The 11,658-nt window shown below is 56.9% G+C and carries 15 protein-coding genes (1 of these 15 running past the window's edge); 6 read left to right on the top strand and 9 right to left on the bottom strand.

Features of this window, described 5'->3' with window-relative positions; all coding sequences use genetic code 11:
- Nucleotides 1-705 carry the end of a valine--tRNA ligase gene (locus SYC_RS04950; RefSeq protein ID WP_011243248.1) on the top strand. 2,025 nt of this gene lie to the left of the window's left edge, so only the last 705 of its 2,730 coding nucleotides appear in the window; the start codon falls outside the window, past its left edge; it ends in the stop codon at nt 703-705.
- 81 nt (nt 706-786) lie between these two features.
- Here SYC_RS04950 and purT read toward each other — a convergent pair whose 3' ends face one another.
- Nucleotides 787-1,962 (bottom strand): formate-dependent phosphoribosylglycinamide formyltransferase, encoded by a 1,176-nt coding sequence (gene purT, locus SYC_RS04945; protein ID WP_011243247.1) that lies wholly within the window; start codon nt 1,960-1,962, stop codon nt 787-789.
- Between the two features lie 100 nt (nt 1,963-2,062).
- Nucleotides 2,063-2,182: a photosystem II reaction center protein Ycf12/Psb30 gene (psb30, locus tag SYC_RS13560; RefSeq protein ID WP_071818110.1), complete on the bottom strand. Its 120-nt coding sequence runs from the start codon at nt 2,180-2,182 to the stop codon at nt 2,063-2,065.
- 147 nt (nt 2,183-2,329) lie between these two features.
- On the opposite strand from psb30, the gene SYC_RS04940 reads away from it, so the two are divergent.
- The 3 genes from SYC_RS04940 to SYC_RS04930 are packed head-to-tail and all read left to right on the top strand — an operon-like array spanning nt 2,330 to nt 3,420.
- On the top strand, nt 2,330-2,695 hold the full coding sequence (locus SYC_RS04940; RefSeq protein ID WP_011243246.1) for a YkgJ family cysteine cluster protein: 366 nt from the start codon (nt 2,330-2,332) through the stop codon (nt 2,693-2,695).
- 46 nt (nt 2,696-2,741) lie between these two features.
- Nucleotides 2,742-3,089: a TMEM165/GDT1 family protein gene (locus SYC_RS04935; RefSeq protein WP_011243245.1), complete on the top strand. Its 348-nt coding sequence runs from the start codon at nt 2,742-2,744 to the stop codon at nt 3,087-3,089.
- Nucleotides 3,090-3,093: 4 nt separating this feature from the next.
- Nucleotides 3,094-3,420, top strand: coding sequence for a TMEM165/GDT1 family protein (locus SYC_RS04930; RefSeq protein ID WP_011243244.1), 327 nt, complete (start codon nt 3,094-3,096; stop codon nt 3,418-3,420).
- A gap of 13 nt (nt 3,421-3,433) precedes the next feature.
- Here the strand turns inward: SYC_RS04930 and SYC_RS04925 are convergent, their stop codons facing one another.
- The 6 genes from SYC_RS04925 to SYC_RS13555 are packed head-to-tail and all read right to left on the bottom strand — an operon-like array spanning nt 3,434 to nt 7,522.
- Entirely contained in the window at nt 3,434-4,516 is a 1,083-nt protein-coding gene (locus SYC_RS04925) for an ATP-dependent 6-phosphofructokinase (RefSeq protein ID WP_011243243.1), read from the bottom strand.
- Nucleotides 4,517-4,543: 27 nt separating this feature from the next.
- Nucleotides 4,544-5,098 (bottom strand): DUF3887 domain-containing protein, encoded by a 555-nt coding sequence (locus SYC_RS13375; protein WP_050738283.1) that lies wholly within the window; start codon nt 5,096-5,098, stop codon nt 4,544-4,546.
- 10 nt (nt 5,099-5,108) lie between these two features.
- On the bottom strand, nt 5,109-5,297 hold the full coding sequence (locus SYC_RS04915; protein WP_041676964.1) for a hypothetical protein: 189 nt from the start codon (nt 5,295-5,297) through the stop codon (nt 5,109-5,111).
- A gap of 30 nt (nt 5,298-5,327) precedes the next feature.
- Nucleotides 5,328-7,004 carry a CocE/NonD family hydrolase gene (locus SYC_RS04910; RefSeq protein WP_011243241.1) on the bottom strand — a complete coding sequence of 559 codons (1,677 nt, stop codon included), beginning with the start codon at nt 7,002-7,004 and terminating at the stop codon, nt 5,328-5,330.
- Nucleotides 6,973-7,314 carry a DUF2808 domain-containing protein gene (locus SYC_RS13430; RefSeq protein ID WP_050738282.1) on the bottom strand — a complete coding sequence of 114 codons (342 nt, stop codon included), beginning with the start codon at nt 7,312-7,314 and terminating at the stop codon, nt 6,973-6,975. Before SYC_RS13430 ends, SYC_RS04910 begins: the two co-directional genes overlap by 32 nt.
- A 19-nt stretch (nt 7,315-7,333) precedes the next feature.
- Nucleotides 7,334-7,522 carry a hypothetical protein gene (locus SYC_RS13555; RefSeq protein WP_050738281.1) on the bottom strand — a complete coding sequence of 63 codons (189 nt, stop codon included), beginning with the start codon at nt 7,520-7,522 and terminating at the stop codon, nt 7,334-7,336.
- A 97-nt stretch (nt 7,523-7,619) separates the two neighbouring features.
- On the opposite strand from SYC_RS13555, the gene SYC_RS04900 reads away from it, so the two are divergent.
- On the top strand, nt 7,620-8,552 hold the full coding sequence (locus SYC_RS04900; RefSeq protein WP_011243239.1) for a methyltransferase domain-containing protein: 933 nt from the start codon (nt 7,620-7,622) through the stop codon (nt 8,550-8,552).
- Here SYC_RS04900 and menB read toward each other — a convergent pair.
- Entirely contained in the window at nt 8,549-9,388 is an 840-nt protein-coding gene (menB, locus tag SYC_RS04895; protein WP_041676962.1) for a 1,4-dihydroxy-2-naphthoyl-CoA synthase, read from the bottom strand. The two genes, SYC_RS04900 and menB, sit on opposite strands and share 4 nt — an antisense overlap.
- 607 nt (nt 9,389-9,995) lie before the next feature.
- Between menB and SYC_RS04890 the strand changes: the two genes are divergently transcribed.
- Entirely contained in the window at nt 9,996-11,597 is a 1,602-nt protein-coding gene (locus tag SYC_RS04890) for a LysM peptidoglycan-binding domain-containing M23 family metallopeptidase (RefSeq protein ID WP_234701801.1), read from the top strand.
- Nucleotides 11,598-11,658 lie beyond the last annotated feature (61 nt).

Genomic DNA, 11,658 nt, shown 5'->3' with positions numbered 1-11,658 from the left:
TGGTATATTGAGCTGGTTAAGCCTCGCCTTTATGGTGAAGACGCTCAGTCCCGCCTAGTTGCTCAGCAGACTTTAGCTCAGATTCTGGAGGGCATTCTTCGACTTTTGCATCCCTTCATGCCACATGTGACTGAGGAGATTTGGCATACCTTAAATCAAGTTGGCGAAGATCAGTTTTTAGCACTTCAGTCTTTCCCTCAGCCGCAGTCTGAGTGGATTCAGCCTGAACTCGATCGCGAGTTTCAGCTCATGATTGACGTGATTCGAACCCTGCGGAATCTGCGAGCAGAAGCAGGATTGAAGCCGGGGCAGAAAATTACTGCCATTCTTCAAAGTGATAGTGAATCAGAGCGCTGCAATTTAGAACAGTCGCAAGCCTACATTCGTGATCTCACCAAGACAGAAATGCTGACGATCGTTGAGTCCCTGACCGAAGAGCCTCAAGCTTTGGTTGGCGTCACTGCAACGGTGCAGGTGCTGTTACCCTTGGCAGGTCTGGTTGATTTGGCTGCCTTGCAGACAAAACTGAGTCGCAATCTGGAGAAGGTTGAGAAGGAAATCAAATCCCTTTCAGGACGGCTGAATAGTTCGAACTTTGTTGATAAAGCCCCTGCGGAAGTGGTTGCTGAAACAAGAGAAAACCTGCTGGAAGCGGAGAAGCAAGCAGAGCTACTACGCGATCGCCTGACTCGCTTGCAGGCCTAAAGCTACGCGATCGCTCCTCACAATCAAGCTGCCTTGGGTCAATAACGCCTGAGGCAGCTTCTTGGCATTCCTCTCAGAGGCTTAACTGGGTTGAATCGTCACTTGGGAAGCGGCACGATCGGCTTTCGCCCGTGCGGCCTCAACACTCTCATCTCGTGCCAAGGCAACTCCCATCCGCCGCTGAGGCCGCATATCCGGTTTACCAAACAGTCGCAGATCAACCCAAGGCTCCTGCAGCGCTGCTGCAACTCCGGCATAGCTGGGGCGATCGCCACTGTCTTCTGCCAGAATGACTCGACTCGCTGATGGCCCCAATAGCTCGATCGCGGGAATTGGCAGCCCGAGTACGGCGCGAAGATGTAGCTCAAATTCATTCAGATTTTGCGAGATGAGCGTGACCATGCCAGTGTCGTGGGGGCGCGGCGACAGCTCTGAAAAGATCACTTCATCCGGGGTAACAAAAAATTCAACGCCGAATAACCCAGCTCCGCCTAAAGCCTCGGTCACTTGTGCGGCGATCGCTTGTGCCTGCGCCAGTAAGTCTGGCCGAAGCGGTGCGGGCTGCCAAGATTCCTGATAGTCGCCGCGTTCTTGCCGGTGACCAATCGGCGGACAGAAAAGAGTGGGGCCTTGCCACTGACGAATGGTCAACAGCGTAATTTCCAGCTCGAATGGGATGAACTCTTCCAGAATTACCTTCTGGCTATCACCGCGAGATCCCGCGATCGCGTAGTCCCAGGCAGCTTGGAGTTGATCCGGCTGCTGGATGATTGATTGGCCTTTACCGGAGGAGGACATCACCGGCTTGATCACATTCGGGTAACCGATCGCGGCAGCGACGGTCTGCAGTTCTTCAAAGCAACTGGCGTAAGCATAGCGAGCGGTGCGCAGACCCAATTGCTGAGCTGCTAGATCACGAATGCGATCGCGGTTCATGGTGAAGTGCGTGGCCCGCGCCGTCGGAATCACCGTCAAGCCGCGATCTTCAAACTCCTGCAGCTTCTCGGTGCGGATCGCTTCAATCTCCGGGATGATCAGGTCTGGCTGAAATTCTTGAACCACTGCTTCGAGGGCTTCGCCATCCAGCATGGAAATCACCGCACTGGCATCGGCAACCTGCATAGCGGGTGCGTGGGCATAGCGATCGACAGCAATGACTGTATTTCCTAGTCGTTGCGCTGCGATCGCAAATTCCTTACCCAGCTCTCCAGAACCCAGCAACATGAGACGACGCGGCAGGCGATCGGCAAAAGTCATTGGCAGTCACGCAAAGCAGAACAGACGCAAATAAGGAGAGGGACGATACCGCCCCTCTCGCTCAAAAGTTTTGATTCCGGATGGGTTGAGACGCTGTGACCTAGAGGTCACCACCGCGGAGGTACAGCAGGATGATCACCGCTGGGCCAGCAATCACAAGCAATGCCAGCGTCGTCAGCTGAAAAATGACTTCGAAATTGATGCTGCTCAGGAAACCCATATCTCTCCCCGATCTCGACCGGGCCTATGTCGATTCGGTAATCGATTCTACCGAGCGGACGCCAATGCTTTAAGCATCGTTACAAAAATCCACTATCAAGCGCGGGCTAGGCTGGAGGCAGACCTTCCCTCACCGGATCTCAGCGTTATGGCCCAGTGGCAATGTGTACGACAGTGTGGCGCTTGCTGTCATCTCGACCCCCGCGATCGCCCCGACTTGGAGCAGTACCTGCAGCCCGAGGAAATGGCGCTCTACCTGAGCATGGTGGGCTCCGATGGCTGGTGCATCCACTTTGACCACGACAGCCGCCTCTGCAGTATTTACGACGATCGCCCCCGCTTTTGCCGCGTCCAACCCGAGACCTTTGAGTCGATGTTTGGCGTGCCTAAAGAAGACCTCAACGATTTTGCGATCGCTTGCTGTGAAGAGCAGATCGAGGGCGTTTATGGTGATCGCAGCCTCGAGCAGATTCGCTTTCGGCAAGCAGTCGGGCTGGTGCTAGAGGACCTTTGAACCCTAAAGCAATGCTAAGTTTATGAAACGATTATGAAAAGATGCTGTGGCTGCTCCTTCTTCTGACCTAGAGACGCCAACGCTCACCGAAGCCAGTCCGGGTCGGTCTTCAGCTTGGGGTGTGTTTGTCTCGACTTTTCTGACCATTTTTCTGGCCGAACTCGGCGACAAAACCCAGGTCACCACGTTGCTGATGACAGTGGAGTCCCATCGGCCTTGGATTGTGTTTACCGGTGCAGCGACAGCCTTGATCAGCACGAGTTTGCTGGGCGTTCTGGTAGGTCGTTGGCTGGCGCAACATATTGCCCCACGCACCCTGGATGTTGCAGCTGGCGTGACGCTGCTAGCGATCGCAGCAGTCCTGAGTTGGGATCTCTGGCAGCACTGGAGCTAAGGCAATGGATTGGCAGTTGTTGGGTGCGAGTTTCCTGGCAGTGTTTCTGTCGGAACTGGGTGATAAAAGCCAAGTGGCAGCGGTAGCGCTCGGTGGGAGTTCACGATCGCCTCGAGCCGTCTTTTTCGGAACCGCCAGTGCTTTGGTCCTCGCCAGTCTGATCGGTGTGGTTTTAGGTGACCAGATCGCAGATTACATTCCGCCGCAGTGGCTGAAGTTGGCGGCGATCGTGGGTTTTGTGGTGATTGGTTTACGCTTGCTTTTGCAAGGCTCCGATCAGGAAGATCAGCTGGTTGAGGAGCCCGTAGATCAATCCACGCCTGAACCTTAGAGACTGCTGTCGATCAATGGGTGGGGCACGCTGAACCCCGCCAAGGAGTCAGACTGCGATCGCCCAGAAAAATTCCCAGCCCTGCAGCGGTATCGACGGGCGGACTGTGAGGATCAACCAAGGTAGGGCTTTGGAGGCAGACGGCTTCGAGCGGAACGCTGACAACCCGCCCGCCCTGCCAAGCCATCATTTCGCCGGAGGCACCTGCGGCAAGCCGTTCTACAGCGGCGTAGCCCATCTGAGTAGCCAAAAGGCGATCGCTCGCTACGGGGTTACCACCGCGCTGCACATGACCCAAGACGGTGACACGGGCATCTAATGTCGGATCCTGGGCGGTGATTGCCTGAACCAATTGTTCGCCCAAGCTGCCAGGTCCTTGAGTGACCTCGGGGGGATGATGGGTGCCTTCCGCGATCGCAATCACGGCATAGCGACGCTGCCAGCGATCGCGCAGTTGCTGTAAGTAGTGACAGAGCTCCAGCAGTCGATAGGGAATTTCTGGCAAGAGAATGACGTCGGCGCCTCCGGCAATGCCGCCCTGTAGGGCCAAATGCCCCGACTGGCGACCCATAACCTCGGCAATCATGATGCGATCGTGGCTGGCTGCTGTGCTGCCCAAACTCAGCAGGGCTTCCGCAACGGTGTGAATGGCGGTATCAAACCCGATCGCCCGCTCAGTCAGCGCTACATCGTTGTCGATGGTTTTTGGGATGCCGATGAACTGCCAACGACCCGCTTCGGCTAGCTGCCGCAGAATGGCCAGACTGCCATCGCCGCCAATGCCAATCAGGGCATCCAAGCCAAGTTCCTGATAGCCAGCCAGAATTTCGGCTTGGTGGGCAAGGGTATCGCCCCGATTGATGGACCCGAGGATGGTGCCACCGCTGCAGAGCAACGGGTCAAGACTCTGCCGATCGAAGTGGTGGGGGGACAGGGCGATCGCTTGCCGCTTGAGGAGCCCTTGAGTGGCGTAGGCAATCCCCCAGAGCTCCCAGCCGTAATTGCCAACGGCATGACGGGCGATCGCTCGAATCACAGCATTGAGGCCTGGGCAATCGCCGCCACTGGTGAGAACGCCTAACTTGCGCACCGCCATCGCGCACCCTTTCGATCGGCTTTGCTCTTAGTTTGGGCGCGGATTCTCCGGGAAATCGACGTTTGTAATGCGATTGTCGCCATCCAGAGAAATGAAGAGGGAGTCGTCAGCGTTGCGGAAGCGCACTTCGACCAGCAGGAGCGTGATCCCCGCTTCGGTGCCAGCATTGCGGACATTCACAATTTGCTGAAATGGCCCGGTGCGTTGTTGCAAAGTCGTCCAGCGCTGCTCCACTTGCTGGGGGAAGAGCTCGGTCTTCAGCAGCGGACTGAGCAAGGCGCGGGCCTTGAGCGATTGATTTTTGGGAAGAGCTTGGACAAAGTTGCGGGCGACTGCTTCGGGCGGCTCAACGAAGTCGGGTAGGTCGTAGCCGACAACCTGCTCTTGCTGATTAAACAGCAGGCGCAGTCGGAACTGACCAGTATTTGTTTGCATCAAAACAGTGACCGTATCTAACCCCGGCCGTTGATCAATAGCAGCAATGGAAGACCCATTGACCTTGCCGAGCTTGGCCCGACTGTCGCGGATGTTGGCCCGCAGATCATTGTTGGTGAGGGCGGCGGCGAGGCGCGGCTCGAGCAACTTGAGGATGCTAGCTGGTGTCGTCTTTTTGGAAAGCTTGGAGAAAAGCGTAGGTCCGCTGCACCAGTTGACTGAATGATTGAACGGTCTCATTGACTGAGGGGGTTTGAGCAGTCGCGATCGCAGTCCCCTGCCACGGTGCAGTGACCAGTACGGCAGCAGCACAACCCAGTGAAGCCAGACGCAACGAGCGATTCATATCAACTTCCGCGGTATCAGCGGTAGCTTATCAGGCTGACTCGGAACTGGCAGCGATCGCAACGGTTGGTAACTCCAAAAAGCTTCCTGCTGACTGCACTTGCAGGGTAATGATCCGTGCCTCAGCGGGCACCGTAGCCGTTGGTTGTCCGCTCTGGCCAGGATTGACGGCAAAGGCTGGATAGGCGGCAAGGCTAATGCTCAGGCAGAGGCGATCGCCCGCTAAAAGGCGCTGACAGGTGGGCTGCAGATCGACCCAATAGCCTACACCCGCTTCCGCTTGAGCAATCCGTCGAAACCCTTGGCTGAAGTCCCATAAACCACGAGCGGTTTGGCGCGACAGCACCACGCAGAGATCCCAACTGGGACGATCGCTCTCACAGATCAGATAGAGACGCGGTTGTCCGCAGATCAAGAGGTCAGACGAGAGAGGTTGACTGCGGTACTTGAGAATATCGCTACGTTCCTCCAGCCCGCTGCGCTCCTGTGGCCCGGCTGCCAAGCCGTTATGGCCGCCCAGGTTCGGTACAGGCCGCCAAGGATCATGGACGACGACGTCGAAAGTCTCGCGATCGGCGGCAGCCCGTTGCAACTGCCCGCGATCGCTGCGCATCGCTGCTAGCCCATCACTGGCGATCGACCAAACTTGTGATGTTCCTGTTGGCCAATCGGCAAGTGATCGCCACTGGTTGCGACCCATTTCAAAGACCGCGATCGCCGGCTCATCCTGGAGGCGCTCGGGCTGATCCTTAAGCCAAGCATCGAACCAACGCACCTGTAGCTCGTCGATTGGGCTGATCGCGGTAGGGCCAAAATCGATCGCTCCAGCCTTGCGACCCCAAGGGAGATGCGCCCAAGGCCCAATCCGTAGCCATTGGGGAGTCGTGGTTTGCTGCTTCAGGATTTCATAGGTCGCGATCGTGCCATTCAGGTAGGGATCAAACCAGCCGCCAATGTGCAGAGCAGGAAGATCAATTGGAGCCAGATTGGGGGCGATCGCGGTCCAGTAAGCATCCTCGGGCGATCGCTGCCAATCGAAGTAAAATGAGTGGGGATCGATGGAGCGCAACAGAGTCTCTGCTGCTTGGATTCCCGCTTCCGATTGCAGCTGCTGACCCGCCGCTCGTAACTGTTGCCAAGCTTGCTGATCTTGTTGCCGCTGGGCTTGGAGTCCCGCTAGTTGTAGTGCCCAAGCCAAACTGAGCTGCAGGCGAAAAGCCCCCCCTTCCGTGGCCCAGTGTCGGTAGAGATCTGGCCCCAACATGGCGGGTGCGATCGCTCGCACCGCACCACTGGCCTGACTGGCAGCGTAGAGCTGGGTCATGCCTTGGTAGGAAAAACCGTAGAGCCCAATCCGGCCATTGCATCCCGGCAGTTGCTGTGCCCAAGCGATCGTCTCGGCACCGTCTGCCGCTTCGTGAGCAAATAGCTGAAACTCACCGGTCGAACTGCCGCAGCCTCGTACATCCTGCACCAGCACGAGATAGCCTTGCTCGGCATACCAGCGTGGATGGGCATAGACCACCGTGGAGGCGATCGCCCGTCCGTAGGGCTGGCGCATCAGTAGCAAGGGCAAGGGCTCCCCCGTTTGCGGCCGATAGAGGTCGGCATCCAAGCGAATGCCGTCGCTTGTCCAGAGACTGAGTGCTTCTTGCTGAACCGGCAGGTGATGGCGGCTAGCGACTGGTTCGGTAGGTGCTGGAATCATAGATGTTGATGCGGCCAAAGCCCAAGAACTGACCAGCGGGTTGCTCACCCGCCGGATAGGCCGTAATGCCCCACAGGTAAGTTCCAGCCGTATCGGGGTTCAGCTGCGGTCTAACGACAATCGTAATTTGCTGCCCGGGCGCTACAGGCTGGGCAAACCGGACGCTCAGGAGGCGTTGACTGTTGTCAAAGGTGGTTTCCGCGACGGGAATCTCTTTGCCAAAGTTGCGCGGTTCACCCACATAAGCGCGGGTTGCATCCAGCCGAAATTGGAAAAAGCGATCGACCCCTTCGGTTTGCTGCAGTGTCACGGAGCCCAAGGGCTCACCACTATTCAGGGAGAAGATTGAGAACGAGGTAATACTCGGGGCTGTACTGGTTGACGATCTGGAAAAACGTCACCATTTTGACCAAGCGGGGGGGGCGATCGAAGAAGGTTCGTCCCCGCAGGATGACTGCTTCGCTGGGAACTGCAGCAAAGCTCAAACAGGCGGCAAGTAGTAGGGAAAACCGACGCATAGGGCCATCTCCTTGTGGCGCTAGCCTCAAGATAAAGGCGGAACGAAAGACCTGCAGGCGATCGCAACCCAGTTAGGATCATGAAGATTCGTTAAAAATGCCCATGTCTCCTCTTTGGCTGTTGCTGGTGTTGCCGGTTAGTCTGCTCGCCATTTACCTCCTCACTCCTCGTCGCTACCAGTCTTCCGACTCAGTGGCGCAGGCCTACGACAGCTGGACACAGGACGGCATCCTGGAGTTTTACTGGGGCGAGCACATTCACCTCGGGCACTACGGCAATCCGCTGCGCCGCAAAGATTTTCGGGCAGCCAAAGCAGATTTTGTTCATGAAATGGTGCGCTGGGGTAACCTCGATCGCCTGCCAGCGGGCACCACAGTCTTGGATGTGGGTTGCGGCATTGGCGGAAGCAGCCGGATTCTGGCGCGGGACTACCACTTTGATGTCACTGGCATCACGATCAGTCCGGGGCAAGTTCAGCGGGCGCGATCGCTGACGCCAGACGGAGTGACAGCGCAATTCAAAGTCGATGACGCCCTCAATCTCTCGTTTCCTGACGCCAGCTTTGATGTGGTCTGGTGCATTGAGGCAGGGCCTCACATGCCCGATAAAGCCCTGTTCGCTAAAGAATTGCTGCGGGTGCTCAAACCCGGTGGCACGCTGGTCGTGGCTGACTGGAATCAACGCGATACCCGCCGGCGATCGCTCCAAGGTTGGGAGCGCTGGGTGATGCGCCAGCTCTTAGATCAGTGGGCTCACCCAGAATTTGCCAGCATCGAAGGCTTCAGTGAACTGTTAGAAGCGACAGGCTGGGTTGATGGTGCGGTCACAACAGCGGATTGGACTCGCGAAACCCTGCCCTCTTGGCTGGATTCGATCTGGCAGGGTATCCTCCGCCCGGCTGGCCTCGTTCGCTTTGGCTTCTCGGGGCTGATCAAATCACTGCGCGAAGTTCCGACCCTGATCCTGATGCGAATCGCCTTTGGTCAAGGGCTCTGCCGCTTCGGGATGTTCCGAGCGACTCGCGCCTAGGGCAACCAAGGATATTGCCGAAAGTCGGGCGATCGCTTTTCGTGAAAGGCCTGCTTGCCTTCGCTCCCTTCTTCCGTCAGGTAATAAAGATGTGTGGCGTGGCCGGCCAGTTCTTGAATGCCTGCCATACCGTCCAACTCGGCATTGAAGGCGGCCTTAAGACAGCGAATCGCGATCGGGCTTTTCTCTAGAATCTCTAACGCCCAACGAATCCCTTCCGCTTCTAGTTCCTCAACAGGCACCACAGTATTAACCAAACCCATCTGCAGCGCCTCTTTGGCACCGTACTGGCGACAGAGGAACCAAATTTCCCGCGCTTTCTTCTGACCGACTAGCCGCGCTAGGTAACTCGCCCCAAAGCCACCATCAAAACTACCGACCTTGGGCCCCGTTTGGCCGAAGACAGCGTTGTCGGCTGCAATCGTCAGGTCGCAGAGGATGTGGAGAACATGGCCACCGCCGATCGCGTAGCCGGCTACTAGCGCGATCACTACCTTGGGAATGGTGCGAATCAACCGCTGGAGGTCGAGCACATTCAGACGCGGCAAGCCTTCTTCATCGATGTAGCCGCCGGCGCCCCGCACCGACTGATCACCCCCGGCACAAAAGGCATAGCGACCATCCGTGTGCGGCCCTGCGCCTGTCAGCAAAATCACACCGATCGCAATGTCCTCGCGGGCATCGCAAAAGGCGTCGTACAGCTCAACCACCGTTTTGGGGCGGAAGGCATTGCGCTTGTGAGGGCGGTTGATGGTGATCTTGGCGATACCTTCGGCACATTTCTCGTAGCGAATATCCTCGTACTCCCGCACCGACTGCCATTGAACCTGCGCCACGCCATTTCCTCTGAACACTGGCCCATTTTCTCAGGCTGTTCTACCGCTGCAATCGCCCCTTCAAGAACCCAAAACCCCAGCGAAATGACTGGTAAATGAGCCAAAATCGATTACTTTTTTTGATTGATTGCCTTGATGGTGATGAGAATTTTCAAGGAAAGTGCGAAATGTTGTCCTCGACACGGCAGCTCATAAAAGACTGACAACGACAGGACTTTGCAGGAAAACTTAAGCGAATTTTAAATTAAGCGAGAATCTGTCTGTAGCCTAGTTGACATTCGTCAAAATCTAAGAAATAGCCCTAAACGCACAGGTCTCAATTGCTGAAATCTCTGTCTGTGACAGGGTTTTCACGAATTAAAGCCTTCAGCTTTACTGCCCTCGGGCACTGATCTTGTCGAATTCGAGAAAGCGGGGTAATCTTCCTAGGTAGTTTGTGGCGAATGGGTACCCCCATTCATCGACTGTCGCAGTTCTGCCAGTTTTTGACCTTCCAGCCTTGTGGTTGGTGACCGGCAAACTGACCAAGTTCAGATTAGGAGGTAGGTCCTTGAAAAGAGGATTCCCACAAAAAGTTTCCGGCCTTCCCTACTACACCCTAGATTCGATGCCAGAGATTGCGCATCAAGGGTGTGCGGTTTCAGAACCGGAGACTGCTGAAGAGCCTCTTGCCACGGCCACCAGCGGATCTTGGAGCGGCAGTGGGCGCAAAAGAACACTTGCCATGATGGGCTTAGCCCTCACGGTCGCTGGCACTGATTCCCTCTTGCTTCGTCAAGCGACGGCTGTAGCGGCGACCAACGGTGTGATGCCCCAGCTCTTCGACAACGAAGCTGAAGCCCCCGCTCGCACTCTCTCCTCTCAAGAAATTCACCGTGTTCAACCAGGTGAAACGCTTTGGTCAATCGCGCGGGCCCATGGTTTGACGGTCGCTCAGTTACTGACCTACAACCAACTAACCGAAGGCACTACCCTTCGCGTCGATCAGGTCCTCAATCTGCAGCCCAAGGCTGTTGAGCCTGCGCCGATCGCAACGGCAGCCCCCTTGGTTCAAGACCCAGTTCAGCAGCACCTCTTGGCTCTTGCGGGAGATAGCCGCTTGCCATCTCCGGCGGCTGAGCGATCGGTAGAGCCGATTTCGAGCGTGCCGCCCCAGGCGACTCCGACTCTGCCTCGCCCTGTTACCGCAGAAGCACCTGTCATTCAGCCCCGCTCCCTAGCACCTGCTGCAGTCGCCATCCGTCCCCTCAGCCCAGCGACTGAGCTCTCCCCAGAGCCCCAGGCTTACACGGTGCAGCCTGGTGACTCACTCAGTCGGATTGCGACTCGGTTTGGCTTGGACTTGCAGGATTTGCTTCAGGTCAATCGCCTCAGCAATCCCAACCTGATTTTTGTGGGCCAGCGCTTAACCATCCCCCCAGCGGGTCAGGCTAGATTGGCTCCCGTTGCTACCCTGCCGCCGCTGCTGCGCCAACAGGTGACGGAAGATACGTCTAGCCGAATTGCCGCTAATCTTGGCTCTGGGCTTAATGCCGAATTGACCATCGAGAGTTTATCTTCGCCGCCGCCCAGCAACCTGAAGAGCTTGGATATTACGGCTCAGACCTCGTTCTCTGGCCCATCGCTTTCTTCATCGCGATCGCTGACGCCCGCCCTGCCTTCGGCAACGCCGTTCAAGCCCCAACAGCCTGAGCCGGATAAAGTCGCTGTCGCCCCCCTCGGTTCCGAAAACTACGAGCCGCTCCTTGCCTCGCTGCTCAAAACAGCTGTCGCCCCCGAATTGCCTAGCCTCAACTCGGATGAGCTTTTGCCGGGAGGCGGCGATCGCTTCGCGGGTTACATTTGGCCCGCACGGGGTATCCTTTCTTCGGGTTATGGCTGGCGCTGGGGCCGTATGCACCGTGGCATTGACATCGCTGGGCCGGTAGGAACGCCGATTCTGGCCGCAGCACCTGGGGTAGTGGTCACGGCAGGTTGGAACTCCGGAGGCTACGGCAACTTGGTTGAAATCCAACACCCCAATGGCAGCCTGACGCTCTATGCTCACAACAACCGTATCTTGGTGCGTCCAGGTGAGCGTGTCCAGCAGGGTCAAATCGTCGCTGAAATGGGTAGTACTGGCCGCAGCACTGGCCCGCACCTGCACTTCGAAGTGCATCCGCGTGGGAATGGCGCAGTCAACCCGATCGCCTATCTCCCTTCTCGCTAGTTTCTGAACGCTTCATCAGCGATCGCTTCCGTCATCCGAGGCGATCGCTTTTACGTGTTGA

This window comes from Synechococcus elongatus PCC 6301, from assembly GCF_000010065.1.
In the GTDB taxonomy this organism is placed as follows: Bacteria; Cyanobacteriota; Cyanobacteriia; order Synechococcales; family Synechococcaceae; genus Synechococcus; species Synechococcus elongatus.
This window is presented reverse-complemented; position numbering and strand designations above follow the sequence as displayed.